Genomic DNA, 26619 nt, shown 5'->3' on the forward strand with positions numbered 1-26619 from the left:
TGAAACTGCGTGAACTATAGTTTTCTCGCGCTTCCTATAGGAAATTTGCCATGCGGCAACCCATTGAGCGAGCCGGATACAGCTGGCTGATCAACGCCCTCGATCTTCGCTGCATGTCGCTTGATCATGAGTGTGTCATAGGCTCGCGCCCAGCGCTCTCTCAGTCCGCCGGCGGCGTGAAAGTAGAGGTCTTCGCCAAGGGGTACGCCAGAGAGCATCGCCCCATCGACCAGATGCTGTTTGCGCTCTCGTACGAAGGGGTGAATCTGGGTGTCCTGGAGCGCGCATTCCAGATTCCCGCTGTCCGGGATGACCTGGCTGCTGCAATCGCTGAGAAGCCAGCCAGCGGCTATCTGCGTCGGCTCTGGTATATCTGCGAGAACATTGCAGGCCACCAGTTGCCTCTACCTGACGCAGCCCAGAACATTCCCTATGAGCACCTGCTCCCACCGGATAAATATTTCACCGGCCCAGAGGAGATGTCGCGCAGACATCGCGTGCGGATGAACCTCCTGGGAACGCCTCAGCTTTCAGCGCTGATTACCCACCAGGGCTGGACAGACGACAGTTTGTTGAATGCGCAAATAGTCGAGCGCATGCATGACCAGATGGTTGATTTCTCGGTCACCGAAATTGCCAGAGCGGCGCAGTACCTACTGACGACCGAGACTCGTAGCTCATACGAGATCGAGCACGAGCGGCCTGCTCCCGATCGAATCTTGCGATTTGTGAGAGTGCTGGAACAAGCGGGGCAACGCCCGCTGGATGAGGAGTTTCTGTTCGACATCCACCGGATAGCCCTCGGTACCGGGCGACCCGATCCGTCCATTGGTGCATACAGGCACCTGCAGAATTGGCTCGGCCGTGGGGATCTGATCCATCTGATCCCGCCGGCGCCGGAAACAGTGCCTGAGATGATGGAAGAATGGTTCGTCATGCGTGAACGCGTCATGCGCAGTGATGCTCCAGCGCTAGTGAAGCTAAACGCGATCGCGCACAGCTTTATCTACATCCATCCTTTCATGGATGGAAACGGCAGGTTGTCCCGCTTCATCATGCAGGACATTCTGGCCAACGAAGGTCTCAAGCTGCAGGGCATCATCCTGCCTATCTCCGCCGGCCTTCTGGTCAACCTGGACAGCTACATCGGTACGCTCGACGCATTGTCACGGCGGTTACTTAGCGCCACGCAGTACCACCGGAGGGACTTGACCAGCGACCCTGAACTGGATGGGGCGCATACCCATCTGTTCGCCCACCTGGACTTCACTAACCTGCAGGGCGAGATTAATAAAAGTGCTGCACGAGTCCTGGATGGACTCATGCGTGATGAGGTCAACCATCTGGTCCGCCGCGATAGATTCAAAGAGCAAATGAATCGCGAGCTGGATCTGTCGAATCGGGATCTTGAGCTGCTTATTGCGGTGATTTACGAGAACAGCGGGCGTGTCTCCAAGCGTAAACGGACGAGCTTATTCCAGCACCTGACGGATGAGGATATTGCGCTAGCAGAGAGCATCTATGCCGATCTGCATACGCCGGAAGAACCAGAGCCTGAGATGACTCCGGACTCTGCGCAGTAGTTTTGCACTTTAGACAAACAAGGGGCGCACGCTGAGCCAACGCCTGCAGCCGACAAAAATCCGCTGCAAGCTGGTGCGCGACCGCAGCGTCGCGCACCACTTTTGTTCTACACTCACAAACCTTGAGCGACCTGGCGCCGCATAAGTGCGTTTCGTTGTGCATTTCGCACAAAATTCTTTGATCACCTCGCCAAGCAGCGTGCTGCGCTGATTTCTGGCACGTCCCCTGCTATCGCCAAGGCTTCACACCCTTACCGGAGCCAGGTCCATGAGCAACGCCACCCCCGATAGCGATTACCCTCTGAGCGAGGTGCCCAACGGCGCACGCAAAGGGCTGTTCTCCACCGCCATCCTGTTGTTCGGTTTCACCTTCTTCACCGCCACCATGTTCGCCGGCGGCAAGATCGGCATGGCCTTCGACTTCACCACCCTGCTCTGGGCTGCAGTGATCGGTAACCTGCTGCTCGGTCTTTATGCCGCCGTGCTGGGTCTGATCGCCTGCCGCAGCGGGCTGAACTCGGTGCTGATGGGCCGTTTCTGCTTCGGTGAGGTGGGCAGCAAGCTGTCCGACATGCTGCTCGGTTTTACCCAGATAGGCTGGTACGCCTGGGGTACGGCGACCATCGCCATCGTTCTGGTGAAGATCCTTGGCCTGCCCGAAAGCCTGACCATTCCGTTGATGGTGCTGTTCGGCTTCGGTTTCTGCCTCACCGCCTTCGTCGGCTATAAGGGTCTGGATCTGCTCTCACGCGTCGCCGTGCCGGCCATGCTGGTGCTGCTGGTGGCTTCGCTGTGGATCGCCACCCGTGATATCGGCGGCCTGGCCGGACTGCTGGCAGTGGAACCGTCCGAGAGCATGAGTCTGAGCGTGGCCATCACCCTGGTGTTCGGCACCTTCGTCAGCGGCGCCACCCAGGCCACCAACTGGACGCGTTTCGCCAAGAGCGGCCGCGTCGCGGTGCTGGCCAGCCTGTTCGGCTTCTTCATCGGCAATGGCCTGATGATCATCGCCGGTGCCTATGGCGCCATCGTCTATCAGCAACCGGACGTGGTCGAAGTGCTGGTGCTGCAGGGCCTGTCCATGGCTGCCGTGATCATGCTGTTCCTCAACCTGTGGACCACTCAGGACAACACCATCTACAACTTCGCCGCCGCCGGCTGCAACCTGCTGCGCACCGGCAAGCGCAAGACCGTGACCCTGGCCGGCGCGGCCATCGGCACGCTGCTGGCCATCGGCGGCATGTACGAGATGCTGATTCCCTTCCTGATCCTGCTCGGTTCGGTCATCCCGCCGATTGGTGGCGTGATCATGGCCGACTTCTTCTATGGCCACCGCGCGCGCTATCCGAAACTGGCCGATGTACGCCTGCCAGCGTTCAACTGGGTCGGCCTGGGCGCCTACCTGATCGGTGCGCTGAGCGCCTACTTCTCGCCCTGGGTCGCACCGCTGGTAGGCATCGCCGTGGCTGCCCTGGCCTATGTCGTGCTGTTCGAACTGAATAAAGCTCTGGCCGGCCGTCAGCAGGTCGCCGGTGCATGAGTCTGACCGTCGCTGACGTACTCGCCCTGCCCGACCTGGCCAGCATGCAGCTGCGTGCCGGCCAGGCCGGGCGCGAGAATGCCGTGCGCTGGCCCTACGTGGCCGAAAACGAAGGCATCGCCGATTGGGTGATGGGTGGCGAGCTGATCTTCGTCACCGGCATCAACCACCCGCGCGACGAAGCCAACCTGCTGCGCCTGGTGCGCGAGGGCCATGAGCGCGTGGTCGCCGGCATGGTCATCCTCACCGGCGCCGAGTTCATCCAGACCATCCCGCCCAGCGTCATCGCCGAGGCCGAGCGCCTGAACCTGCCACTGATCGAGCAGCCCTACGCGCTGAAGATGGTGGTGGTCACCCAGGCCATCGGCACCGCACTGGTTCACGCGCAGCAGCTTGGCCGCTCGCGCCAGCACGTGCTGGAGCAGGTGCTCGACGGTGACTACCAGTCACTCGACGTGCTGCTGCAACGCGGCGACAGCCTCGGCCTGGCATTACACGTACCGCGTCAGGTAGCGCTGCTGCGCCTCGATGGCAGCGAGCAACTGTTCGGTGACCTGCCGGACGAAGACGCCGAACGTCAGCTACAGACTCGCCAACAACTGCTGCAACGGCGCCTGGAGCAGAGCCTCGGCGAACTCGGTGACGCGCTGCCGCTGGTCAGCCAGGGCCGCCACTGGATCGCCCTGCTGCCTTGCCCCGATGCCCACGCCGAAGCGCGCAACCGCCAGGCCATGACCGCTCTACTCGACGAACTGCGTCCACAGCTCGGCCCGCTACGGCTGTTCCTCGGTCTGGGCAGCGCCGGCTGCGAGGCGCCACGTTTCGCCCAGGGCCTGGGTGAAGCACGCCAAGCCCTGGCCGTGGCGCAGCGTTTTCCCGAGCGCCTGGGCCTGTGCAGTTTCAATGAGCTGGGCGTGCTGGAACTGCTCGGCGCGATCCGCGACCGCAGCCTGCTCGACCGCTTCGTCGAGCGCGTGGTCGGCCCGCTGATCGGCGACGACTCGCGTCACCAGCCGGTGCTGATGCCGACGCTGGAAGCCTGGTTCCAGGAAAACGGTAACCTGGCCCTGGCCGCGCAACGCCTGAACGTTCACCGCAATACCCTGAGCTACCGTCTACAGCGCATCGAAGCGCTGACCGGCTGCTCGTTCGAAGACCCGCACGACCGCTTGAACATCAGCGTCGCGCTGTTGATCCGGCGCCTGTCGTCGCCTGCCTGAGAGGAACTTCCATGATCATCCACAATGCCCGCCTGCGCGGCCGCGACGGCCTGCATCGCATCACCCTGGACGACGAGCGTATCGCCGCCATTGAGGCCCAGCACGCCCTGCATGCCATCGCCGAGGGCGACCTGGACGCCGCCGGTAATCTCGTGGTGCCGCCCTTCGTCGAGCCGCATATCCATCTCGACGCCACCCTCACCGCTGGTGAGCCGGCCTGGAACATGAGCGGCACGCTGTTCGAGGGCATCGAGCGCTGGGCCGAGCGCAAGGCGCTGGTCACCCATGAGGACACCAAGACCCGCGCCAGGAAGACCATCGACATGCTGGTCGACCACGGCATCCAGCACGTGCGCACTCACGTCGACGTCACCGACCCGACGCTGGCCGCGCTCAAGGCCATGCTCGAAGTACGTGAGGAAACCCGCCACCTGATCGACCTGCAGATCGTCGCCTTCCCGCAGGAGGGTATCGAGTCCTACGCCAACGGTCGCGCGCTGATGGAGCAAGCCATCGAGCTGGGCGCCGATGTGGTTGGCGGCATCCCACACTTCGAGAACACCCGTGACCAGGGCGTATCGTCGATCAAGTTCCTCATGGACTTGGCCGAGCGCACAGGCTGCCTGGTGGACGTGCACTGCGACGAAACCGACGACCCGCAGTCGCGCTTTCTCGAAGTGCTGGCCGAGGAAGCCCGCGTGCGTGGCATGGGCGCGCGCGTCACCGCCAGCCACACCACCGCCATGGGCTCTTACGACAACGCCTACTGCTCCAAGCTGTTCCGCCTGCTGAAGATGAGCGGCATCAGCTTCATTTCCTGCCCCACCGAAAGCATCCACCTGCAGGGCCGCTTCGACAGCTACCCGAAGCGCCGTGGCCTGACCCGCGTGGCGGAGATCGTCCGCGCCGGGATGAACGTCTGCTTCGGTCAGGATTCCATCGTCGACCCCTGGTACCCGCTGGGCAACGGCAACATCCTGCGCATCCTCGAAGCTGGCCTGCATATCTGCCACATGCTCGGCTATGAAGACCTCAAGCGCAGCCTGGATCTGATCACCGACAACTCGGCGCGCGCGCTGGCATTGGGTGATCGTTATGGGCTGGAAGTGGGTCGCCCGGCCAATCTGCTGATTCTCTCGGCGCCGGACGATTACGAGATGGTGCGCAGCCAGGGCCACGCGCTGGTTTCGGTGCGCCATGGCAAGGTGCTGATGCGGCGTACGCCGGCCAGTATCGAGCGCGCCTGACGCTCAAACGTGGGAGGGGCTTTAGCCGCGATAACCTGTCAAGGGCTCGCGGCTAAAGCCCCTCCCACGCGCCCTACTCCACCCGCACGCTTGCGGTCATGCCGGCGCTCAGCACCATGCCTTCGGGCACTTGATCGAGCTTGATGCGCACCGGAATGCGCTGCGCCAGGCGCACCCAGTTGAAGGTCGGTTCGACATTGGCCAGCAGTTGCCCATCCGGGCTGGCGTTGCGGTCGGTGATGCCACGGCTGATGCTTTCGACCTCGCCGCGAATCTGCTGATCACCGCCCATCAGCCACACTTCCACCGGCGCGCCAACCTGTATGCGCGGCAACTTGGTCTCCTCGAAATACGCCTGCACGTAGAACGATTCGGTATCGACCAGCGCCATCACTGCTTGCCCGGCATTGATGTAGTTACCCTGCGCCAGCACCAGATTGGTGATCTGCCCATCACGTGGGGCATGCACTTCGCTGCGCGCCAGATTCAGCTCGGCCACACGCAGATCAGCCTGCGCCTCGCGATACTCGCTACGCGCCATCTCGGCGTTGATCTGCGCGTTCTCCAGCAGCTCGGCACTGATCGCCTGGGCACCCAGACGCGAGCGACGCGAAGCTTCGTGCTCGCGCAGGCTCAAGTGCTGGCGGCGAATATCCACCACCGCCTTGGCTTTCTCCACCGCCGCCTGATAGCGATCGCGGTCGATGCTCATCAGCAGATCACCCGCCTTGACCTGCTGGTTGTCGCGTACCTTGAGCTCTACCACCCAGCCGGACACGTCCGGGGCGATGGTCACCACGTCGGCGCGCACCCGAGCGTCGCGCGTCCAGGGCGAATACATGTAGTGCTGCCAGATCCAGGAGCCGGCGAAAATCGCCGCCGCCACCATGGCCAGGGTGATGCCGACTCGAATGGTCGAACGCATGCTTTCTCTCCTCAATGCGCCAGGACGGCGATTACCGCCGCCAGCACGCAGACATACAAGGCACAATCGAACAGGGCTTCGTGCCAGATCCAGCGCGACAGCCCGATGCGCTGCAAGCCCAGGCGCAACACGCCGGTCAGCAGCAGCGCCAATAACGCGTAGGCCGCCATCGGGCTAAGCAACACGCCGCCCAGCGACCATTCATGCAAGCCCATCAGCCCCTCCCCTTAGTTGGCACCAGTGGCGCCAGCCGTTCTGCAGTTGCAACAGAGCCGCCTCAGCCAGGCGCTTGTCGATGCTCGGCGTGCAGGCGCGCAAGGCCTCCTGCAACTCGGCCACCGCTGCGTTCAGGTCATCTTCACGGCCTGGTGCGGGACCACGCTCCAACGCGTCATCGAGGCGCGCCAGGAAACGCTGCTGCGATCGAGACAGACCGGCATCGGCATTGGCCAGGCACTTGCGCAGATGCAACAACTCGTCGCCCAGGTCGAGACCGGCCACGCCATCGTCCCAGCGGCTGCGCGTTTGATCCGGCCGCGCCGGATAGTGCCGTGCCAGCTGGATCAGACGATCAGCCATGCGCCCGCCAAACCAGTTCTCGGCACGCCCCAGATCGCGGCGGGTCAGCCGACCGAGATCGGCCAGGATCGCCTGCATCAGGCGACGGCCATGCCAGACCGGATTACGCAGCACCACCAATTTGAAGGCCATCACCGCACAGCCCACGCCTATCAGCATGCCGGGCGCTTCATTGAGGAAGAACTCGACGTTGTAGCCGACACCCGGCGCCGGCAGGCACAGCACGATGAAATGCAGGCAGAACGAGGTCGACGTGGCGGCCGTCGCCGGCTTGGCCATGCCCAACACGCCAAAGAACAGCGGCACGCCCAGCACCAGGCAAAGCATCACGAAGCCATCGATCTGCGGCATCAGAATCTGGCCGACGAAGAACGCCACCGGCAGCGCGTAGAAGATGCCGCGTAGAAACATCATGCCGATCTGCGGCGCCGCTTCGAGCCGGGCGAACAGGCTGCAGACCACACAGGCCAGGAGCAGCGCGCCGGTGGCGTGGGTCCAGCCTGTGGCCAGCCAGAACGCCGCCAGGGTCATGAAGGTCAACGCGCTACGCGCGCCATACACCAACGCGCTCTGCCAGTCGTAATGCCAGGACAAGGCACGCGGCGCATCGGCCGGAGCCCTGCCTTCTTCGACCGCGAGCAAGGCACGGCTGGCATCCTCGACGCGCAACAGCAGCACCATCAACCGCTCCAGGCACAATTGCTGGCCACTGCTCAGTTCCTCGTCCAGCGCCGTCTGACGCAGTTGTTCCACCAGCTCCAGCAAGCCTGCCGGTTGCGCCTGCTGCAGGCGCTCATCCACCATTTGCAGCCAGGGCGCAACGGCCTGCGCTTCGGTGCTGCTCAACTGTCGCCACTGCCGCGCTACCCCGCGAGCCAGGCGCAACATGCCGAGCAGATCACGACTCAATACCCGCAACGCCACGGCACGCTGGCGACCACGCGCGCCCTCGAACCAGGCGTGCTCACGCTGGGCATCGACAGCGACGATACGCGCCAGCACCTCCAGCAAGCCCTGCCGCGCATCGGCCTCACCCGCCAATGCTTGGCGCGAGGCGGCGACGCCGGCCTGCCAGGCGTTGCGCGCCTGCTGCGCCAGCTGCCTCTCGACGCGCTGCGGCCAGAGCAAGGCGCTGCTCAGGGTGGCGCAGATGATGCCCAGGCAGATTTCCGTGCAGCGGGCGATGGCTTCATCGAACACCACATGCGGCTTGCCGATGGCCGGCAAGGCGATGATCGCTACGGTGTAGCCGGCCAGCACGAAGGAATACGACCAGGCGCTGCGCAACATGGTCGAGGACGCCGTACACAACGCCAACCACAAGGCGAACGCCAGTATGAACAGCAATGGCGCCTGGGCGAACAGGCCCATCATCACCACGGCCATGAAGGTGCCGACCAGCGTACCAAGCAGCCGCGCCAGGCCCTTCTGCACCACCATACCGGACAGCGGCTGGGCGACGATGAACGCGGTCATCAACGCCCACTGCGGTTGCTCCAGGCCGAAACGCAACGCACACCACAACGCCAGACCGCCGCCGAGCAGGGTCTTGATGGCAAATTGAATGGCTTGCGAGCTTGGCGCGAGAAACGCCAGCAAGGAATCACGCACGATGGCTACCTGAAGAAATCTCAACTCTGAACATAGCTGTAGCGATTGAGTTCCGCCTCCGTGCGAAACTCAATTATTAGCTAGCTAAGCATTTATGTCCAGAAGGCGCCATACGCCCAGGCAGGCAACATGCAAATAAAAAAAGGGCGACCGAAGTCGCCCGAATTGCCTTGCGTGCCCAGTGAACTGGAAGGGTTAGCTCTGCTTGCGCTTGTGAGCATCCTTCCAGATGAAGTAACCAACACCCCCGAAAAACGCGACCATCAGAAGAACGGTGCCGACTCCGGCGAGAACCACTGTATCGACGAACATGGCTGCCTCCTGTTGTGCCTGTCTGTCTGGGATGGCTTCACGTTATCAGCGCTGGCGGCGGGAAAATTGATCTGGATCAATGGCTGACGAGCAGGCGCGACCAGGCCGGAGGGAATACTGACCCAGGTCAAGAAATCGAGGGGGTACGAGGCGGAAAGCACGGCCAGGCAGCCGTGCATGACGAACAAAGGGTGGGAGTTTCAGCGCTTCTTGGGTTTGTTCTTCGGCTTCTTCTTGGCCTTGCTCAGCGGCAAAACCTGCTCGAAGACATCGCGCATCTCGTTGAGGCGCTTGTCGTTGAGGTCGTGGATACGCTTGTCGCGCTCGGCGGCGAAGTCGATCAGCTTGTCGTCATTGCTCATAGCGGAAACCGAATCAGGCGAAAGGTCAGGTTCAGGCGTGGTGCGCAGGCTTGCCGCGTCTTCGCCACTTGATGCTGCCAATGATGCTGGGTCGGCCCGCGCATGACTAGTAGCGAAGCGTGTTCCAGCGTCAGTGAATGTTCGATGCGCGTACTACCGACGCGGCGCAGGTCGAAACGCCGGCTGCCGCCCAGATTGAGCGAGGCGATCAGCGGATCGCGCCCCAACTCTGGCTCTGCATCGCTGTGCCAGCCCATGGAGTCCTGGCCGTCGCGGTAATGGTTGAGCAGCACGGCATTGAGCGGTTGCCCGACTTCTTTCTCGAGCCGTTGGCGAATCTCGCTCAGCAGCGGCGTCCAGGGCAAGGGCTCGTGTATCTTCTCCGAGTAGCGGTAACGCGCCTCGGGATCGCCATACCAGGCGGTCAGCCGTGGGGTTCGGTGATAGCGGCCATGGATGAACAGCTCGGGCTGCTGCCAGGGTGTCTGCTGGACCAGCGTATGCAGCCAGCTGTCGGCGAGCGCGGGGTCGATCCAGCCGGGGAGGTAGTCCAGCTCTGCATCGGCAAGTGCGGGCAAGGGGTCGGCGAACAGCATGACGATCTACGCACAAAAGAATGAAAAGAGTTTCTCAGACTTCCACATCCACCCAAAGTCCTTGTCGCGGAAGATCGCCCAGGGTCTGCTCTACCTCTTCCGGCTCGGCCTCGGCCAGCTGTTCCGGAGTGTAGCCACGTCGCTGGCGGCGGCGCTGCTCTTCGCGCAGCAACTCCTCGGTTTCCTGCGGGTGACGCTTGTCCAGGCTCAGCGCACTTTCCTTGGCGCTGCCTTCGGCCGGGGTCACCGGAGGAATCTCGGGCTTGGGCTTGATCACGTCCTGCGTGGCAGTGACTGGCACCAGGCTATGGGGGATAGGCGGTAGCACGTTACAGCACCTCCTTTGGTCAGGCTGTCGGCCCCGTGAGCCGCGACTTTAGCCGGCGCTCGCTACACTTTCGACTAAGCCGCACGGCAATAGTGCCACGACCGCTTTGGCCGCAGCGCCGCATCCGTTAACATAGCCGGCTTTTTCACGCGGGAGACAAACAGGCATGGCGCAATATCAACCGGGGCAACGCTGGATCAGTGACAGCGAAGCGGAATTGGGTCTGGGAACCATCCTCGCCGAGGACGGCCGCCTGCTCACCGTGCTCTACCCGGCCACCGGCGAAACCCGCCAGTATGCTACGCGCAATGCCCCATTGACCCGTGTACGCTTCGCTCCGGGCGACGAGATCACCCACTTCGAGAACTGGAAGCTCACCGTGCAGGAAGTCGAAGACGTCGACGGCCTGTTGGTCTACCACGGCCTCAATGCCCAGCATCAGCCGGTCACCATGCCGGAAACCCAGCTGTCGAACTTCATCCAGTTCCGCCTGGCCAGCGACCGTCTGTTCGCCGGCCAGATCGATCCCCTTCCCTGGTTCGCTCTGCGCTATCACAGCCTGGAGCACAACAGCCGCCTGCTGCAGTCGTCCCTCTGGGGTCTGGGCGGCGCCCGCGCACAACCGATCGCCCACCAGTTGCACATCGCCCGTGAAGTGGCCGACCGCATCGCCCCGCGCGTACTGCTGGCCGACGAAGTGGGCCTGGGCAAGACCATCGAAGCCGGCCTGGTGATCCATCGCCAACTGCTCTCCGGCCGCGCCAGCCGCGTGCTGATCCTGGTGCCGGAAAACCTGCAGCACCAGTGGCTGGTGGAAATGCGCCGGCGCTTCAACCTCGACGTCGCCCTGTTCGACGCCGAGCGTTTCATGGAAAGCGACGCCAGCAACCCCTTCGAGGATTGCCAGCTGGCGCTGGTCGCCCTGGAGTGGCTGAAGGACGACGAGAAGGCCCAGGACGCGCTGTTCGCCGCCGGCTGGGACCTGCTGGTGGTCGACGAAGCACACCACCTGGTCTGGCACCCGGAACAGGCCAGCTCCGAATATTCCCTGGTCGAGCAACTGGCCGAGGTCATCCCCGGCGTGCTGCTGCTCACCGCCACCCCGGAACAGCTCGGCCAGGATAGCCACTTCGCCCGCCTGCGCCTGCTCGATCCCGCCCGCTTCCACGACCTGCAAGCCTTCCGCGCTGAAAGCAGTCAGTACCGCCCTGTTGCCGAAGCCGTGCAGGAACTGCTCGATCAGGACAGGCTCAGCGCCCAGGCCCGTGATGCCATCAGCGGCTTCCTCGGCGATGAAGGCCGCAAACTGCTCGACGCCATCGATACTGGCGACAGCGAAGCCCGCGCTCGCCTGGTACGCGAACTGCTGGATCGCCACGGCACCGGCCGCCTGCTGTTCCGCAACACGCGCGCCGCCGTGCAGGGTTTCCCCGAGCGCGAACTGCACCCCTACCCGCTGCCGAGCCCGGACGAATACCTGGAGCTGCCGCTGGGCGAGCATGCCGAGCTGTACCCGGAAGTCAGCTATCAGGCCCAGGAAGAGGTCGGTGACGAGCAACGCTGGTGGCGCATCGACCCGCGCGTCGAGTGGCTGATCGACACCCTGAAGATGCTCAAGAAATTCAAGGTGCTGGTGATCTGCGCCCACGCCGAAACCGCGCTGGATCTGGAAGACGCCCTGCGCGTTCGTTCCGGCATCCCCGCCACGGTGTTCCATGAGGGCATGAGCATCCTCGAGCGCGACCGCGCGGCGGCCTACTTCGCCGACGAAGAGTTCGGCGCGCAGGTGCTGATCTGCTCCGAGATCGGTTCCGAAGGCCGCAACTTCCAGTTCGCCCATCACCTGGTGCTGTTCGACCTGCCGGCACACCCGGATCTGCTCGAGCAGCGCATCGGTCGTCTCGACCGTATCGGCCAGAAGCACCGCATCCAGCTGCACGTGCCCTACCTGGAGAACAGCCCGCAGGAGCGCCTGTTCCAGTGGTACCACCAGGCGCTGAATGCCTTCCTCGCCACCTGCCCGACCGGCAACGCCCTGCAGCATCAGTTCGGCCCGCGTCTGCTGCCGATGCTGGAGAACGCCGACGACGGCGAATGGCAGCAACTGGTCGACGAAGCCACTGCCGAGCGCATTCGCCTGGAAGGCGAGCTGCACAGCGGCCGTGACCGCCTGCTGGAGCTCAATTCCGGCGGCGCCGGTGAAGGCGAAACGCTGGTCGAGGCGATCCTCGAGCAGGACGACCAGTTCACCCTGCCGATCTACATGGAAGAGCTGTTCAACGCCTTCGGCATCGACAGCGAAGACCACTCCGACAACGCCCTGATCCTGCGCCCCAGCGAGAAGATGCTCGATGCCAGCTTCCCGTTGGGTGACGACGAAGCGGTGACCATCACTTACGACCGCGAGCAGGCCCTGGTTCGCGAAGACATGCAGTTCCTCACCTGGGAACACCCCATGGTGCAGGGCGGCATGGACCTGGTGCTGTCCGGTTCGATGGGCAACACCGCCGTCGCACTGATCAAGAACAAGGCGCTCAAGCCCGGCACCGTGCTGCTCGAGCTGCTCTACGTCAGTGAAGTGGTCGGCCCGCGCAAACTACAACTCGGTCGATTCCTGCCACCGGCGGCATTGCGCTGCCTGTTCGATGCCAATGGCAATGACCTGGCCGCCAAGGTCGGTTTCGAGACGCTCAACGACCAGCTCGAAAGCGTGCCACGCGCCAGCGCCAACAAGTTCGTCCAGGCCCAGCGCGACGTGCTGGCCAAACAGATAAACGACGCTGAAGCCAAGGTCATGCCGCGCCATGTCGAGCGCGTCGCCGAGGCCAAACGCCGCCTGATCGCCGAACTGGACGAAGAACTGGCGCGCCTGGTCGCCCTGCGCGCGGTCAACCCAAGCGTACGTGACAGCGAGATCGACGCCCTGCGCGAGCAGCGCGAACAGAGCCTGGCGATGTTCGACAAGGCCGCCCTGCGCCTGGAAGCGATTCGCGTACTCGTAGCGGGTTAAACATGCCCGCTCCGTAGGGTGCGCCATGCGCACCGAGCGTGTGCACCGAAGAATTTCGGTGCGTACAGCGCACTCTACGGGTCACCTAGCTCCTCCAGCCTCCTCTGCAGAAACTGCCGATCCGGGCCCTGTTGCGCCAGCGCCAGGGCCTGACGGTAGGCTGCAATCGCCTGCTCGCGGCGGCCCAGCCTGCGCAGCAGATCGGCCCGCGCCGCATGGGCCAGGTGGTAACCGTCCAACTCGCCTGCAGCCAGCAATCGGTCGATCTCCACCAGCCCCGCCTGCTCACCATCACGCATGGCCAGCGCCACGGCGCGGTTGAGCTCGATCACCGGCGACGGACTCAGGCGCAGCAGCTCGTCGTACAGGCCGACGATTTGCACCCAATCGGTGTCTTCCAGACTGGCCGCCTCGGCATGCACCGCGGCAATCGCCGCCTGCAGGCTGTAAGGGCCGAAACGCCGTGAATGCAGGGCCTGCAGGACCAGGGCCTCGCCTTCGGCGATCAGTTCGCGGTCCCACACACTGCGATCCTGCGCCTCCAGCAAGATCACCTCGCCATCGACCCCGCTGCGTGCCGCGCGACGCGATTCATGCAGCAGCATCAGCGCCAGCAGCCCCTGCACCTCCGGCTCGGGCAGCAGCTCCTGCAGCAAACGGCCCAGGCGAATCGCCTCCTCAGACAGCTGGCTGCGGGTCAGTGAATCGCCGGAGCTGGCAAAGTAGCCTTCGTTGAACACCAGATAGATCACCCGCAACACCGCCTCCAGGCGCTCGGGCAGTTCGCTACGCCCCGGCACCTCGTAAGGGATGCGCGCGTCGCGAATCTTCGCCTTGGCCCTGACGATGCGCTGCGCCAGGGTCGAAGGACTGGAGAGGAAGGCGCGAGCGATCTCCTCGGTGGTCAGGTCGCACACCTCGCGCAGGGTCAACGCCACCTGGGCATCGCTGGCCAGCGCCGGGTGGCAGCAGGTGAAGATCAGGCGCAGGCGGTCGTCCTCGAGTAGCTCGCCCTCCTCGGCGCCACTCTCATCTGGCAACTCGACCTGTTCGTCCAGCGGCTGAAAGCGGCGCTGCCTACGCAGGTTGTCGATGGCCTTGAAGCGCCCAGCAGAGACCAGCCAGGCGCGCGGGTTGTCCGGAACACCACTCTGCGGCCACTGCTCGACCGCACTGCGAAAGGCCTCATGCAGCGCCTCTTCGGCCAGGTCGAAATCGCCGAGCAGGCGAATCAGGGTGGCGAGCACCCGACGCGACTCCTCGCGGTACAGCCGCGCGATCAGATCGGTGACAGGTGGCGATATCGACATGCGCTTCTCCTCGACGAATGCCTACGTTGCCCAATACTGCTCGTGACGTCGAGGGGCGGCACGATCCGCCACTCGATTTGGCACCCCTCGCATTGGCAGCCGCACGGCCGCTGGGCATAGTCGCGCCATTCCAATAACGAAGGGAGTCTTGCTATGCGTTGGTTGCTGCTCGGCCTGGCGGGTGCTGCGGTATTTCTTTATGGCCGGATCACCGGCGATGCGCAGCTCAGCCTGCTGACCAAGGGCATCCCGGTGATCGCCCTGCTGCTCTGGCTGCGCCAGGCACCGGCTGGCACCTACCGCCGCTGGATCTGCATCGGCCTGGTATTTTCCCTGGCCGGCGACATCCTTCTGGACTGGCCTGGCGACCTCTTCGTGTTCGGCCTCGGCGCCTTCCTGATCGGCCACCTGGCCTATCTGCGCGCCTACGTCTCCGATAGCCGGCTGCCGGCCCTACCCGCCTTGCTGCTGGCGCTGATCGCCGGTGGCGCGATGTTCGCCATACTGGCCAGCAGCGGTCTGGGCGAGCTGCTGATTCCGGTGGCCTGCTATGCCACCGCGATTTGCCTGATGCTCTGGCGCGCCCTGGCCCGCATCGGCCACCCGGACCTACAGCCGCGCTCCACCAGTCTCGCCGCAGTTGGTGCGGCGCTCTTCGTGCTGTCCGACAGCCTGATCGGCATCGACCGCTTCGTCACCAGCTTCGACGCGGCGCCCTACGCCATCATCCTCACCTACTGGCTTGGCCAGTGGGGCATCGCCGCCTCGGCCTTTCGACGCACCAAGGCCTAGAGCTGTTGCAGCGGGCGGACGAACAATCGGGAAAGCCCTGACTATTGCCCGCACTTGGCTAGGCTTTGTACGAAAAGTGCCTGCGCTCGGTGATGCTTCGTTAAAAACTGGTTCAGCAAGCCGCTTACGGCTAACGCGCTTCAGCGCGGCCCGGAGGGCGAGCGCAGCGAGTCATGCTCATTTACAACTCGTAAACTCCGCTTCCTCACCCGTTTTTGCCTCGCCTGACCATCGCTCGACGACTTTTCGTACAAAGCCTAAAATGCCGGCCTTTTCCGCTACCCGTTGCGACCGCCGTGAGCCAAGAACCTGATCGCCTATTCGCCCAGCCTCTGCCCGAGGTGCCCGACTTCGCCTTCAACGAGGATGTGGTACGGGTCTTCCCCGACATGATCAAGCGTTCGGTCCCCGGCTACCCGACTATCGTCGAGAACATCGGCGTGCTCGCCGGTCAGTTCGCCCAGCCGCAGACCACCCTTTACGACCTCGGTGCCTCGCTCGGTGCAGTCACCCAGGCCCTGCGTCGCCACGTACGCGTCGATGGCTGCAAGGTGATCGCCGTGGATAACTCGCCGGCCATGGTTGCGCGCTGCAGCGAGTACCTGCATGCCCAGAACGCCATGTTCCAGGAACTGCTGCCGGTGGAGGTGATCGAGGCCGACATTCTCGCCCTCGATCTGCAGCCCACCTCATTGGTCACGCTTAACTTCACCCTGCAGTTCATCCCGCCGGAGCGGCGCCTGGAACTGCTCACACGCATTCGCCAGGCCCTGCTGCCCGGTGGCGCGCTGATCCTCTCGGAGAAACTGCGCTTCGAAGACGCCGCCGAGCATGAGCTACTCACCGAACTGCATGTCGCCTTCAAGCGCGCCAACGGCTACAGCGACCTGGAGATTGCGCAGAAGCGCAGCGCCATCGAGAAGGTGATGCTACCCGACAGCCTCCAGCAGCACCGCGAGCGCCTGCTGGCCGCCGGCTTCAGCAAGGTGGTGCCCTGGTTCCAGTGCCTTAACTTCGCCTCGCTGGTGGCCCTGCCATGATGCGCGACCTGGATCTCGACGCGCTGCAGGCGCAACTGGCCGGCACCCCGCTGCTGGACTGGGCTTGTGAGCTGCCCGGGCAACTCGATGCCAAACTGGCCATCGGTCACGGTGACCTGCCGCGCTGGTATGGCGCCGTGCAGGCACTGCCGGATCTGCCAGTGAGCGAGGTAGAGCTGGTGCAGCGCTTCGCCTTTGGCGGCGCCAGCGACGAAGCGACCCGCGCACAATTGAAGACCGCCCTGCAGGGCTTGATTCCCTGGCGCAAGGGGCCGTTCGACCTGTTCGGTGTGCATATCGACACCGAATGGCGCTCGGACTGGAAATGGCAGCGTGTCGCCCCGCACCTCGACCTGGCCGGCAAGCGCATCCTCGATGTCGGTTGCGGTAACGGCTACTACATGTGGCGCATGCTCGGCGCGGGCGCAGACAGCGTGGTCGGCATCGACCCCAACTGGCTGTTCCTCTGCCAATTCCTGGCGATGAAGCGCTACCTGCCGGATCAGCCTGTATGGCACCTGCCGCTGGCCTTCGAAGAGCTGCCGACCAAACTGCAGGGCTTCGACACCGTGTTCTCCATGGGTGTGCTGTACCACCGCCGCTCGCCCATCGACCACCTGCTCGATCTGAAGGATGCCTTGGTCAAGGGCGGCGAACTGGTGCTGGAAACCTTGGTGGTCGAGGGCGACAGTGAGCAGGTGCTGGTACCGGAAGACCGCTACGCACAGATGCGCAACGTCTGGTTCCTGCCCTCGGTGCCGGCACTGGAGCGCTGGCTGCGCCGTGCCGGTTTCGAGGACGTACGCTGCGTCGACGTCAGCACCACCTCGGTGGAAGAACAACGTGCCACCGAGTGGATGCGCTTTCAGTCGCTGCCGGAGTTCCTCGACCCGGCCGACCACAGCCGCACCGTCGAAGGCCTGCCGGCACCGACCCGCGCCGTACTGGTCGCGCGCAAGCCCTAAGAACAGCGACTCTGGCAGGACGGGAGCACCCTGCCCTGCCAGACTGCGATTGGCGGTTGCACCCGTCCTACGGTCGCAGCCAACGCGCCCGCCGCTGTGCGATCAGCCGCAGCGGTTCACCGGCGCCCTGCTCTACCACGCCACGCGCGCTGCCCAGGCGAATCTGCCCCTGCACATCCTGCGCCAGCAGACGACGCATGCGCCGACGCCAGAACCAGGCGCCAACCCAGTCGACGATGGCGTACTGCAGATCCAGCGGCCACATGGCCGGCATGTAGAACTCGGGCATGGCCGGACGCGACTTGTCGTACTTGCTCGAACTGTTCATGGCATTTCCTCCGTTTCGCTGCCGGCGTGTGCCGGGCTTGCGATCAGAATGAAACGCGCCTATCGTTCAAACAAAAGACAAATACCAAACATCTAATTAAGTAATATTTAACGATCATGAACATGACAGCCACCACCGCCCTGCCGCTTCTGGAAAGCGATGTGCTGCGCACCTTCGTCGCCATCGCCGACAGCGGCAGCTTCACCCGCACGGCAGCGCAAGTGTTTCGCAGCACGGCAGCCGTCAGCCTGCAGATCAAGCGTCTGGAGGAAACACTGGGCCAGCGCCTGTTCTCCCGCGAGGCCAGGCGCGTGCAACTGACAGCCGAAGGCGAGCTGCTGCTGGGCTACGCCAGACGTCTGCTCAAGCTCAACGAAGAAGCGGTGGCACGCTTTCTCACCCCGACGCTGACCGGCCGCGTGCGCTTCGGTACACCGAACGATATAGGCGACCGTGTGCTGCCCGGCGTACTCATGCTGTTCGCCCGCAGCCATCCGGGTGTGGAGGTCGAGGTCAACGTGGGGCGCAGCGTGGATCTGGTGGCCAAGCTGGATGCAGGCGAGCTGGATCTGACCCTGATCAACGCGGGCAATGACAGTCTGGATGACTCACGCGGCGAAGTGATCTATTCCGAGGAGCTGGTCTGGGCTGGACGGGACGGCGGCCTGGCCATCCAGCGCTCGCCCCTGCCACTGGCGCTGGCCAACCCGGGCTGCGCCTGGCGCCGTACCGCCCTCGATGCGCTGGACCGACAAGGGCTGGCGTACCGTATCGCCTATTCCTGTGAACAGTGCGCCGGCCAGGAAGCGGCAATGACCGCCGACCTCGCCATCGCGCCCTTCCCGCGCAGTCTGGTCAGACCACCCCTGCGCCGGCTCGGTGCGGAACAGGGCTTGCCTGCCCTTGGCGAGTACCACATCAAACTGATTCTCGGCCACCAACGCAATGACGCCGTCGAGGTACTCGCCAGGCAGATGGTTCAGGCTTTCAGCCAGGACTGAACGAACGAAGTGGGAGGCGCTTCAGCGGCGATAGACCATCGAAAGTCGCGGCTGAAGCCCCTCCCACAAAGTACGCTAGCCGCGGTAGGCAGCGGCGACGATCAGCGCCTTCATCTCGGCGACGGCCTGCTTGAAACCGACGAACAACGCATGGGCGACGATAGCGTGGCCGATGTTCAGTTCGTTGATGCCGGGAATCGCGGCGACGGCCTCGGCGTTGTGGTAGTGCAAGCCGTGACCGGCGTTGACGATCAGCCCGTGGTTCAGGCCGCAGATAACGCCATCGCGAATGCGTGAAAGCTCATGCGCGGCTTCTTCTGCGGTGTGTGCATCAGCATAGCGACCGGTGTGCAGTTCGATGGCCGGCGCGCCGACGCGCATGGCCGCTTCGATCTGCAGCTCTTCGGCATCGATGAACAACGATACCTCGCAACCCGCCAGCGTCAGACGCTCCACCGCCGCGGCGATGCGCGCCTCCTGCCCGGCCACATCGAGACCGCCTTCGGTGGTCAGCTCCTGGCGGGTTTCCGGTACCAGGCAGACATGCGCCGGACGTATCTGCTCGGCGAAACCAAGCATGAAATCGGTGACGCCCATTTCGAAGTTCATCCGCGTCTGCAGCACATCGGCCAGCACACGCACGTCGCGATCCTGAATGTGTCGGCGGTCTTCACGCAGGTGCACGGTAATGCCATCGGCGCCGGCTTCTTCGGCGTCCAGCGCGGCCTTGACCGGGTCCGGGTAGCGCGTGCCACGAGCCTGGCGCAGGGTGGCGACGTGGTCGATGTTCACGCCGAGCAGAATACGATTGGCCTCAGTCACGCTTGGACTCCTTGAGCGTCATGAAAAGTTCGCGGCTGACCAGAGGCCTGCCGCCGAGATGAGGTGCCAGCGCCTGACGCATCAGGCGCTTGGCGGCAGCCAGCGCACCTGGGGTCTGCCAGTCGGCTTCGGCCATGGCCAACAGTTCGCGGCCCTGGAATACACCGGGTTGCAGTTGTACCACCGGCACCAGGCCTATGTCCTGCTGCCAACGGTAAAGTGCAGTCGGAACGATGGGTTGGTCGTGCTGATCACGATCCAGGGCGAAACCATAGCCCAGCTCGTCCAGTAGACGCCATTCGAACGCGCGCAGCAGCGGCTCCAGCGCCCGACCGGCAGCCAGTGCCTGCAGGGTGAGGCCATAGTGTTCGAGCATCACGGGGTGCGGGTCTTCGGCCGGCAGCAGGCGGATCAGCAGTTCGTTGAGATAGAGCCCAGAGAACAGCGCCTCGCCGGTTAGCAACAGAGGAATGCCGGCGCTTTCCAGGCGGCCGACGGTCTTCAGCTCGCCCCGCCCACGCAGCTCCAGTTCCAGCGGAGCAAAAGGCCGGGCAATGCTGCCGACCTTGCCACGAGCGGCGCGTAGCACGGCACGCACGCGCCCCTGGGCGGTAAAGAAGTCCACCAGGGCGCTGCTTTCCTTGTACGGACGGCTATGCAGAACGTAGGCGGCAGAAGTCATATGAGTAACCGCCAGAATGCGCCATGAGCAACAACGAGGATGCGCATGGCGCCTCGATCAATCCAGGTAACCCAGCGAACGCAGGGCGCGTTCGTCGTCGGACCAGCCACCTTTGACCTTTACCCAGAGGTTGAGCATCACCTTGGAGTCGAACATGGTTTCCATGTCCTTGCGCGCTTCCTGGCCGATGCGTTTGATGCGCTCGCCCTTGTCGCCGATGATGATCTTCTTCTGTCCGTCGCGTTCCACCAGGATCAGACCGTGGATATGCAGGATACGGCCTTCCTGCTTGAACTCCTCGATCTCCACGGTGATCTGGTACGGCAGCTCGGCACCGAGCTGGCGCATGATCTTCTCGCGGATCAGCTCGGCCGCCAGGAAGCGGCTGGAACGGTCGGTGATCTGGTCTTCCGGATAGAAATGCTCGGACTCCGGCAGGCGCTCGCCCACCAGCTTCTCCAGGGTGTCGAGGTTCTGCCCCTGCAGCGCGGAGATCGGCACGATCTCGGCCTGCGGCAATTGCTCGGCCAACCAGCCCAGGTGCGGCAACAACTCGCTCTTGTCTTCCAGGCGGTCGGATTTGTTCACCGCCAGCAGGATAGGACATTTGACGTGCTGCACCTTCTCCAGCACCAGTTGATCTTCGTCGGTCCAGCGCATGCGGTCGACCACGAACACCACGACGTCAACGTCCTTCAGTGCGGTGGAGGCGCTACGGTTCATGTAGCGGTTGAGCGCTTTGTCGTTTTGCTTGTGCAGGCCGGGCGTGTCGACGTAGACGGCCTGAATCTCGCCCTCGGTCTTGATCCCGAGCATATTGTGGCGGGTGGTCTGCGGTTTACGCGAAGTGATCGCCAGTTTCTGCCCGAGGATGTGGTTGAGCAGCGTCGACTTGCCCACGTTGGGCCGGCCGACGATGGCGACGTAGCCGCAACGGGTCACAGGTACATCAGTCATTGCCATTCTCCACCCCGAGGGCGATCAGCGCCGCAGCCGCAGCGACCTGCTCGGCGATACGCCGGCTGCCGCCCTGGCCCAGGGTCTTTTCATTGAGCAGGGAAACCTGGCACTCGACCATGAAGGTACGGCAGTGCGGCTCGCCCTGTACGTCCACCACCTCGTAACGAGGCAGCTCGCAGGCACGCGATTGCAGGAACTCCTGCAGGCGCGTTTTCGGGTCCTTGTTGGTGTCGACCAAGGTCAGGCCGTCCAGCTCGCCGGTCAGCCAGTCCAGCACGCGTTCGCGTGCCGCATCCATACCAGTGTCTAGATAGATGGCGCCGATCAGCGCCTCCAGGGCATCGGCCAGGATCGACTCGCGACGAAAGCCGCCGCTTTTCAGCTCACCAGAGCCCAGGCGCAGGTATTCACCCAGTTCGAAACCGCGCGCCAGCACGGCCAGCGTCTCGCCCTTGACCAGGCGTGCGCGCAGGCGCGACAGCTGGCCTTCGCGGGCTTGCGGGAAGCGCTCGAACAGCGCCTCACCGGCGACGAAATTGAGGATGGCATCACCGAGAAATTCCAGCCGCTCGTTATTGCGGCCGGCGAAACTGCGATGGGTCAGAGCCAGGACCATCAGGTCCTGGTCCTTGAAGCTATAGCCGAGCTTGCGCTCGAGGCGGGACAGATTGGGAGTCACGGCATCCGTACACGAAATTCTTTGTCGAAATTCACCACCAGATCGAGGTTCTCGATCAGCGGCTCGCGTTTTTCATACTTGAGGTGGACCAGAAACTCGTTGTTCTCCACCTTCACCTGCAGAGCGTCGCGCATGTTCAGGTCACGAATGTTGTTGACCTGCATGCCTTTGCTCACATGGTTGTAAAACTCACCGACGGTGCGTACATCCGACGCCTTGTCGGTTTCCACCGAAGTAATGATCTTCTCCAGCGACATGTAGTCGAGATAGTGCGGCATCACCTTGAAGGCAGTGCTGGCGAAAAATGCCACCACGGCCAGAGCCACCAACCAACCCAGAATGGAAAGCCCCTGCTGCGAGCGCGCGAAAGTCATGTGTATCCCCAATAGACGGTCTTGTTGGAAAGCCTGACGGCTAGACTATTTATAGCCTGTGGCGCTGCATTGAACAGCGCGCCAGTGCTCAATGAATCAGGCCGACCCGAGAGAAATTGGGCAGATTGCCGGTCTTGGGCTCCGGCCAGCTCATCCAGATGGCGAAGGCCTTGCCGACGATATGGTCGTCCGGGACCATGCCCCACAGCTCCTGAGGGATATGACGATCACGCCAGTAACGGCTGTCGTTGGAGTTGTCACGGTTGTCGCCCATCATGAAGTAGTGCCCTTCCGGCACCACCCATTGGCCGCCGGGTTCGCGGCGCATGCGGGTCATTTCCTTGCGGATGGTGTGCTCGACCTGGCCGAGGCGCTCCTGATAGAGCGTCGCACTGCCCAGGCTACCGGCCTCTTCGCCGATCAGTTTCTCGGCCACCGGCTCACCATTGATCAGTAGACGCTTGCCCTGGGTGTACTCGATACGATCACCCGGCAGACCAACCACGCGCTTGATGTAGTTGATGCTCGGGTCGCTGGGGTAGCGGAACACCATCACATCGCCGCGCTGCGGGTTATCCACCTCGATGATCTTCTCGTCGATCACCGGCAGGCGAATGCCGTAAGCGAACTTGTTGACCAGGATGAAATCGCCCACTTCCAGGGTCGGCTTCATCGACCCGGATGGAATCTGGAATGGCTCGACCAGAAACGAGCGCAGTACCAGCACGATAGCCAGCACCGGAAAGAAGGATTTGCCGTACTCGACCAGCAAGGGCTCCTTGCTCAGGCGCTCCAGCACCCTGTCGTCGGGATCGTCGACCCGCCCCTGGTACGCCGCAATTGCCGCACGGCGGCGCGGAGCCAGCAGAATCAGATCGACCAGGGCCAGAAAGCCGCAAACGGCGACCGCGATAACCAACAGGAGCGGGAAATTGATCGACATAGAGCCTTAGCTATCCAACCTGAGCACGGCGAGGAAGGCTTCTTGTGGAATCTCCACGTTACCGACCTGCTTCATGCGTTTCTTACCGGCCTTCTGCTTCTCGAGCAGCTTCTTCTTACGGCTCACGTCGCCACCGTAACACTTGGCCAGTACGTTCTTTCTGAGCGCCTTGACAGTGGTCCGGGCGATGATCTGGCCGCCAATGGCTGCCTGAATCGCCACATCGAACATCTGCCGAGGAATCAGTTCCTTCATCTTCTCGGTCAACGCACGGCCTTTATAGGCCGCGTTATCACGGTGCACGATCAATGCCAGGGCATCGACCTTGTCGCCGTTGATCAGTACATCCAGCTTGACCAGGTTGGCAGACTGGTAGCGATCGAAATGATAATCCAGCGACGCATAACCGCGGCTGGTGGACTTGAGCTTGTCGAAGAAGTCCAGTACCACTTCGTTCATCGGCATGTCGTAGCGAACCTGAACCTGCGAGCCGAGAAATTGCATGTCGCGCTGCACGCCACGCTTCTCGATGCACAGAGTAATGACGTTACCCAGGTGCTCCTGCGGCACCAGGATGGTCGCGTCGACGATCGGCTCGCGGAAATCGGTTACCGAAGAAACGTCCGGTAGCTTGGAGGGGTTGTCGACGACAATGGTTTCACCGGTCTTGAGCTCCAGCTCGTAGATCACGCTCGGCGCGGTGGTGATCAGATCGAGGTCGTACTCGCGCTCCAGGCGCTCCTGGATGATCTCCATGTGCAGCATGCCGAGGAAGCCGCAACGGAAACCGAAGCCCAGGGCATCGGAGCTTTCCGGCATGTATTGCAGCGAAGAGTCGTTCAGCGTCAGCTTCTGCAGAGCGTCGCGGAAATCCTCGAAGTCATCGGAGCTGACCGGGAACAAGCCGGCGTAGACCTGCGGCTGGATTTTCTTGAAGCCGGGCAGCACTTCGACCTCTGGGGTCGAAGAGAGGGTCAGGGTGTCACCCACCGGCGCACCGTGAATATCCTTGATGCTGGCGATGATGAAGCCCACTTCACCGGCTTTCAGATCCGCAGTGGCGGTGTGTTTCGGGGTGAAGACACCCACGCTGTCGACCAGGTGCACCTTGCCGGTGGACTTGACCAGAATCTTGTCGCCCTTCTTCACGCGGCCTTGGCGCACACGCACCAGGGACACGACGCCGAGGTAATTATCGAACCAGGAGTCGATGATCAGCGCCTGCAGCGGAGCATCGATTTCGCCCTCGGGCGCAGGGATGGTCTGCACCAGACGCTCGAGTACCTCGTCAACGCCCATGCCGCTCTTGGCACTGCAGGCCACGGCGTCGGTGGCGTCGATGCCGATGATCTTCTCGATCTCGTCCTTGACGCGGTCCGGGTCGGCCTGCGGCAGGTCCATCTTGTTCAGCACGGGCATTACTTCCAGCCCCTGCTCGATGGCGGTGTAGCAGTTGGCAACCGACTGCGCCTCGACGCCCTGACCGGCATCCACCACCAGCAGCGCGCCCTCGCACGCAGCCAACGAGCGCGAGACTTCGTAGGTGAAGTCGACGTGGCCGGGCGTATCGATGAAGTTCAGCTGGTAGGTCTTGCCGTCATTAGCCTTGTAGTGAAGGGTGACGCTGTGGGCCTTGATGGTGATGCCGCGCTCACGCTCCAGGTCCATGGAGTCCAGAACCTGAGCCTCCATTTCACGCGCGGTGAGACCGCCGCACATCTGGATGAAACGGTCAGCCAAGGTGGACTTGCCGTGGTCAATGTGGGCAATGATGGAAAAATTGCGGATATGACTCAGGTCACTCACAGATCAACACTCAAAGAAGGCACAGGCAAGACGCTTGCCGAAAATAGCCGCGGATTGTACCCGATCCCTCGCGACCGCGTCACGTCTGCACAGCGCTGGTGCAGATACGAAAAAGGGCGCCCGAAAGCGCCCTTTTCAACGTACCCGGCTTATTCAGCCAGCTTGAACGTGATGAAGCTGGCACGCCCCTGACGTAGCACTCGCATGGACACCGAACGATTCTTCGGCAGTTCCTGCGCCACTTGGGTGAAGGTGCTGGTTGAATCGATGGCCTGATTGTTCAGGTGAGTGATCACGTCGCCCGGACGCAGGCCAATCATCGCTGCCGGGCCGTTGAGCACTTCCTTCACGACAACCCCGCCTTTGAGGTCGAGACCTTTCTTTTGCTCGGCGGTCAACTCCACCACCGTGACGCCCAGGCGGTTATTGCTACGCTCGCCACCCTGCTCCGAACCGGACGACGCCAGTTCCTGACCTTCTTCCGGCAGCGTGCCGATCGTAACGCTGAGCTTCTTGCGCGAGCCATCGCGCACCACATCCAGCTCGGCCTTCTCGCCCGGCTTCAGTCCGCCAACCAGATGCGGCAGGTCGGCCGACATGATGATCGGCTTGCCGTTAAGGTTGAGAATGACGTCACCCACCTGCAGGCCGCCCTTGTCCGCCGGGCCGTCTTCCAGCACCTGCGCGACCAGCGCGCCAGCGGGCTTGTCCAGACCGAAGGATTCGGCCAGATCCTTGTTCACTTCCTGAATCACCACACCGAGCCAGCCGCGAGTGACTTTGCCGTCGGCCTTGAGCTGGTCGGCGACCTGCATGGCCACCTCCATCGGAATGGCGAAGGACAGCCCCATGAAACCGCCGGAACGGGTGAAGATCTGCGAGTTGATACCCACTACTTCGCCTTGCAGATTGAACAGCGGGCCGCCGGAGTTACCCGGGTTGATCGCCACGTCGGTCTGGATGAACGGCACGTAGCTGTCGCTCGGCAGGTTACGCCCCTTGGCGCTGACGATCCCGGCGGTCACCGAGTGGTCGAAGCCGAACGGTGAACCGATGGCCAGCACCCACTCGCCGACCTTCAGCTCATCGGACTTGCCCAGACGCACCACAGGCAAATCCTTGCCCTCGACCTTGAGCAGCGCGACATCGCTGCGCGGATCGGCGCCAATCAACTTGGCTTCCAGCTCGCTGCGATCGGAGAGACGCACGATGATCTCGTCAGCATCGGCGACCACATGATTGTTAGTCATGATGTAGCCATCCGGCGAGATGATGAAACCAGAGCCCAGCGACTGCGCCTCGCGCTGGCGGCCGCCCGGGTTGCGCGGAGCCTGCGGGATGCTGCGCTCGAAGAACTCGCGGAACATCGGCGGCAGACCTTCCAGATCAGGCATCCCTGGCTGCCCGGCAACGGCGCGCTCGGGCATCTTCTGGCGGGTACTGATATTGACGACCGCGGGCGAAGCTTCCTCTACCAGATTGGTGAAGTCTGGCAGGCTGGCCTGAGCGAACAGACTTTGCCCCCAGAGCAAGGCAACCGCCAGCAGCGGCGCAATGGACTTGAGTTTTCTCATCGAACTACGACTCCCCATGTAAAACTCGGA

Annotated in this window: 26 protein-coding genes; 9 read left to right on the top strand and 17 right to left on the bottom strand. The window is 63.0% G+C overall.

Going from position 1 to position 26619, the window contains the following annotated elements:
• Window positions 1–50 precede the first annotated feature (50 nt).
• The 4 genes from CDO35_RS00070 to codA all read left to right on the top strand — a co-directional run bounded on the left by CDO35_RS00070 (window position 51) and on the right by codA (window position 5590).
• Complete coding sequence (locus tag CDO35_RS00070; protein ID WP_099522020.1) at window positions 51–1583, top strand: Fic family protein; 1533 nt, start codon at window positions 51–53, stop codon at window positions 1581–1583.
• Between the two features lie 268 nt (window positions 1584–1851).
• Window positions 1852–3123 (top strand): cytosine permease, encoded by a 1272-nt coding sequence (codB, locus tag CDO35_RS00075; RefSeq protein ID WP_099522021.1) that lies wholly within the window; start codon window positions 1852–1854, stop codon window positions 3121–3123.
• Window positions 3120–4343: a PucR family transcriptional regulator gene (locus CDO35_RS00080; protein ID WP_099522022.1), complete on the top strand. Its 1224-nt coding sequence runs from the start codon at window positions 3120–3122 to the stop codon at window positions 4341–4343. The genes codB and CDO35_RS00080 overlap by 4 nt, the downstream gene beginning before the upstream one ends.
• Window positions 4344–4354: 11 nt before the next feature.
• On the top strand, window positions 4355–5590 hold the full coding sequence (codA, locus tag CDO35_RS00085; protein ID WP_099522023.1) for a cytosine deaminase: 1236 nt from the start codon (window positions 4355–4357) through the stop codon (window positions 5588–5590).
• 73 nt (window positions 5591–5663) lie between these two features.
• Here codA and CDO35_RS00090 read toward each other — a convergent pair whose 3' ends face one another.
• From CDO35_RS00090 to CDO35_RS00115, 7 genes are all read right to left on the bottom strand, one after another.
• Window positions 5664–6515, bottom strand: coding sequence for an efflux RND transporter periplasmic adaptor subunit (locus tag CDO35_RS00090; protein WP_099522024.1), 852 nt, complete (start codon window positions 6513–6515; stop codon window positions 5664–5666).
• A gap of 11 nt (window positions 6516–6526) precedes the next feature.
• Window positions 6527–6730 carry a DUF1656 domain-containing protein gene (locus CDO35_RS00095; protein WP_099522025.1) on the bottom strand — a complete coding sequence of 68 codons (204 nt, stop codon included), beginning with the start codon at window positions 6728–6730 and terminating at the stop codon, window positions 6527–6529.
• Entirely contained in the window at window positions 6717–8705 is a 1989-nt protein-coding gene (locus CDO35_RS00100; protein WP_099522026.1) for an FUSC family protein, read from the bottom strand. Before CDO35_RS00100 ends, CDO35_RS00095 begins: the two co-directional genes overlap by 14 nt.
• Before the next feature lie 195 nt (window positions 8706–8900).
• Entirely contained in the window at window positions 8901–9017 is a 117-nt protein-coding gene (gene ccoM, locus CDO35_RS23065) for a cytochrome c oxidase subunit CcoM (RefSeq protein WP_017361612.1), read from the bottom strand.
• A gap of 200 nt (window positions 9018–9217) precedes the next feature.
• Window positions 9218–9379, bottom strand: a complete 162-nt coding sequence (locus CDO35_RS22905; protein WP_099522027.1) for a hypothetical protein — start codon at window positions 9377–9379, stop codon at window positions 9218–9220.
• Entirely contained in the window at window positions 9376–9975 is a 600-nt protein-coding gene (locus CDO35_RS00110) for an alpha-ketoglutarate-dependent dioxygenase AlkB family protein (protein ID WP_099522028.1), read from the bottom strand. Before CDO35_RS00110 ends, CDO35_RS22905 begins: the two co-directional genes overlap by 4 nt.
• Before the next feature lie 34 nt (window positions 9976–10009).
• Entirely contained in the window at window positions 10010–10303 is a 294-nt protein-coding gene (locus CDO35_RS00115) for an aspartate-semialdehyde dehydrogenase (protein ID WP_099522029.1), read from the bottom strand.
• A 166-nt stretch (window positions 10304–10469) separates the two neighbouring features.
• Between CDO35_RS00115 and rapA the strand changes: the two genes are divergently transcribed.
• On the top strand, window positions 10470–13313 hold the full coding sequence (gene rapA / locus CDO35_RS00120; RefSeq protein WP_099522030.1) for an RNA polymerase-associated protein RapA: 2844 nt from the start codon (window positions 10470–10472) through the stop codon (window positions 13311–13313).
• Between the two features lie 74 nt (window positions 13314–13387).
• Here the strand turns inward: rapA and CDO35_RS00125 are convergent, their stop codons facing one another.
• The gene (locus CDO35_RS00125; RefSeq protein WP_099522031.1) at window positions 13388–14623 is read right to left on the bottom strand and encodes an RNA polymerase sigma factor; all 1236 of its coding nucleotides are present in this window, start codon (window positions 14621–14623) and stop codon (window positions 13388–13390) included.
• A gap of 153 nt (window positions 14624–14776) precedes the next feature.
• Here CDO35_RS00125 and CDO35_RS00130 point away from each other — a divergent pair, with 153 nt between their 5' ends.
• The 3 genes from CDO35_RS00130 (at window position 14777) to cmoB (ending at window position 17420) form a co-directional block, all read left to right on the top strand.
• Window positions 14777–15415: a lysoplasmalogenase gene (locus CDO35_RS00130; protein ID WP_099522032.1), complete on the top strand. Its 639-nt coding sequence runs from the start codon at window positions 14777–14779 to the stop codon at window positions 15413–15415.
• A 296-nt stretch (window positions 15416–15711) separates the two neighbouring features.
• Window positions 15712–16455: a carboxy-S-adenosyl-L-methionine synthase CmoA gene (cmoA, locus tag CDO35_RS00140; RefSeq protein ID WP_099522033.1), complete on the top strand. Its 744-nt coding sequence runs from the start codon at window positions 15712–15714 to the stop codon at window positions 16453–16455.
• Window positions 16452–17420 (top strand): tRNA 5-methoxyuridine(34)/uridine 5-oxyacetic acid(34) synthase CmoB, encoded by a 969-nt coding sequence (gene cmoB / locus CDO35_RS00145; protein WP_099522034.1) that lies wholly within the window; start codon window positions 16452–16454, stop codon window positions 17418–17420. Before cmoA ends, cmoB begins: the two co-directional genes overlap by 4 nt.
• Window positions 17421–17487: 67 nt before the next feature.
• On the opposite strand, the gene CDO35_RS00150 is transcribed toward cmoB, so the two are convergent.
• Window positions 17488–17748, bottom strand: a complete 261-nt coding sequence (locus tag CDO35_RS00150) for a hypothetical protein (RefSeq protein ID WP_099522035.1) — start codon at window positions 17746–17748, stop codon at window positions 17488–17490.
• A 116-nt stretch (window positions 17749–17864) separates the two neighbouring features.
• On the opposite strand from CDO35_RS00150, the gene CDO35_RS00155 reads away from it, so the two are divergent.
• Complete coding sequence (locus CDO35_RS00155) at window positions 17865–18749, top strand: LysR substrate-binding domain-containing protein (protein WP_099522036.1); 885 nt, start codon at window positions 17865–17867, stop codon at window positions 18747–18749.
• A 75-nt stretch (window positions 18750–18824) separates the two neighbouring features.
• On the opposite strand, the gene pdxJ is transcribed toward CDO35_RS00155, so the two are convergent.
• The 8 genes from pdxJ to CDO35_RS00195 form a co-directional block, all read right to left on the bottom strand.
• Window positions 18825–19571 carry a pyridoxine 5'-phosphate synthase gene (pdxJ, locus tag CDO35_RS00160; protein ID WP_099522037.1) on the bottom strand — a complete coding sequence of 249 codons (747 nt, stop codon included), beginning with the start codon at window positions 19569–19571 and terminating at the stop codon, window positions 18825–18827.
• Window positions 19564–20253 carry a DNA repair protein RecO gene (gene recO / locus CDO35_RS00165; RefSeq protein ID WP_099522038.1) on the bottom strand — a complete coding sequence of 230 codons (690 nt, stop codon included), beginning with the start codon at window positions 20251–20253 and terminating at the stop codon, window positions 19564–19566. Before recO ends, pdxJ begins: the two co-directional genes overlap by 8 nt.
• 57 nt (window positions 20254–20310) lie before the next feature.
• Entirely contained in the window at window positions 20311–21210 is a 900-nt protein-coding gene (gene era / locus CDO35_RS00170) for a GTPase Era (RefSeq protein WP_099522039.1), read from the bottom strand.
• The gene (gene rnc / locus CDO35_RS00175) at window positions 21203–21892 is read right to left on the bottom strand and encodes a ribonuclease III (RefSeq protein WP_037000004.1); all 690 of its coding nucleotides are present in this window, start codon (window positions 21890–21892) and stop codon (window positions 21203–21205) included. The genes era and rnc overlap by 8 nt, the downstream gene beginning before the upstream one ends.
• Window positions 21889–22266: a DUF4845 domain-containing protein gene (locus tag CDO35_RS00180; RefSeq protein WP_099522040.1), complete on the bottom strand. Its 378-nt coding sequence runs from the start codon at window positions 22264–22266 to the stop codon at window positions 21889–21891. The genes rnc and CDO35_RS00180 overlap by 4 nt, the downstream gene beginning before the upstream one ends.
• A gap of 88 nt (window positions 22267–22354) precedes the next feature.
• Window positions 22355–23209: a signal peptidase I gene (gene lepB, locus CDO35_RS00185; RefSeq protein WP_099522041.1), complete on the bottom strand. Its 855-nt coding sequence runs from the start codon at window positions 23207–23209 to the stop codon at window positions 22355–22357.
• A 6-nt stretch (window positions 23210–23215) separates the two neighbouring features.
• Complete coding sequence (gene lepA / locus CDO35_RS00190; protein ID WP_099522042.1) at window positions 23216–25015, bottom strand: translation elongation factor 4; 1800 nt, start codon at window positions 25013–25015, stop codon at window positions 23216–23218.
• A 149-nt stretch (window positions 25016–25164) separates the two neighbouring features.
• Entirely contained in the window at window positions 25165–26589 is a 1425-nt protein-coding gene (locus CDO35_RS00195) for a DegQ family serine endoprotease (protein ID WP_099522043.1), read from the bottom strand.
• Between the last annotated feature and the right edge of the window lie 30 nt (window positions 26590–26619).

The organism is Pseudomonas sediminis (genome assembly GCF_002741105.1).
Taxonomy (GTDB): domain Bacteria; phylum Pseudomonadota; class Gammaproteobacteria; order Pseudomonadales; family Pseudomonadaceae; genus Aquipseudomonas; species Aquipseudomonas sediminis.

Excerpts from the sequence above, each read along its gene's own strand:
- CDO35_RS00155 (WP_099522036.1), top strand. The coding sequence starts at position 17,865 with ATGAACATGACAGCCACCACCGCCCTGCCGCTTCTGGAAAGCGATGTG.
- lepB (WP_099522041.1), bottom strand. The coding sequence starts at position 23,209 with ATGTCGATCAATTTCCCGCTCCTGTTGGTTATCGCGGTCGCCGTTTGC.
- CDO35_RS00090 (WP_099522024.1), bottom strand. The coding sequence starts at position 6,515 with ATGCGTTCGACCATTCGAGTCGGCATCACCCTGGCCATGGTGGCGGCG.
- era (WP_099522039.1), bottom strand. The coding sequence starts at position 21,210 with ATGACTGATGTACCTGTGACCCGTTGCGGCTACGTCGCCATCGTCGGC.
- CDO35_RS00095 (WP_099522025.1), bottom strand. The coding sequence starts at position 6,730 with ATGGGCTTGCATGAATGGTCGCTGGGCGGCGTGTTGCTTAGCCCGATG.
- CDO35_RS00125 (WP_099522031.1), bottom strand. The coding sequence starts at position 14,623 with ATGTCGATATCGCCACCTGTCACCGATCTGATCGCGCGGCTGTACCGC.
- CDO35_RS00110 (WP_099522028.1), bottom strand. The coding sequence starts at position 9,975 with ATGCTGTTCGCCGACCCCTTGCCCGCACTTGCCGATGCAGAGCTGGAC.
- codA (WP_099522023.1), top strand. The coding sequence starts at position 4,355 with ATGATCATCCACAATGCCCGCCTGCGCGGCCGCGACGGCCTGCATCGC.
- rapA (WP_099522030.1), top strand. The coding sequence starts at position 10,470 with ATGGCGCAATATCAACCGGGGCAACGCTGGATCAGTGACAGCGAAGCG.
- CDO35_RS00080 (WP_099522022.1), top strand. The coding sequence starts at position 3,120 with ATGAGTCTGACCGTCGCTGACGTACTCGCCCTGCCCGACCTGGCCAGC.
- recO (WP_099522038.1), bottom strand. The coding sequence starts at position 20,253 with ATGACTTCTGCCGCCTACGTTCTGCATAGCCGTCCGTACAAGGAAAGC.
- ccoM (WP_017361612.1), bottom strand. The coding sequence starts at position 9,017 with ATGTTCGTCGATACAGTGGTTCTCGCCGGAGTCGGCACCGTTCTTCTG.
- CDO35_RS00180 (WP_099522040.1), bottom strand. The coding sequence starts at position 22,266 with ATGACTTTCGCGCGCTCGCAGCAGGGGCTTTCCATTCTGGGTTGGTTG.
- CDO35_RS00070 (WP_099522020.1), top strand. The coding sequence starts at position 51 with ATGCGGCAACCCATTGAGCGAGCCGGATACAGCTGGCTGATCAACGCC.
- CDO35_RS00130 (WP_099522032.1), top strand. The coding sequence starts at position 14,777 with ATGCGTTGGTTGCTGCTCGGCCTGGCGGGTGCTGCGGTATTTCTTTAT.
- cmoB (WP_099522034.1), top strand. The coding sequence starts at position 16,452 with ATGATGCGCGACCTGGATCTCGACGCGCTGCAGGCGCAACTGGCCGGC.
- CDO35_RS22905 (WP_099522027.1), bottom strand. The coding sequence starts at position 9,379 with ATGAGCAATGACGACAAGCTGATCGACTTCGCCGCCGAGCGCGACAAG.
- codB (WP_099522021.1), top strand. The coding sequence starts at position 1,852 with ATGAGCAACGCCACCCCCGATAGCGATTACCCTCTGAGCGAGGTGCCC.
- CDO35_RS00150 (WP_099522035.1), bottom strand. The coding sequence starts at position 17,748 with ATGAACAGTTCGAGCAAGTACGACAAGTCGCGTCCGGCCATGCCCGAG.
- CDO35_RS00195 (WP_099522043.1), bottom strand. The coding sequence starts at position 26,589 with ATGAGAAAACTCAAGTCCATTGCGCCGCTGCTGGCGGTTGCCTTGCTC.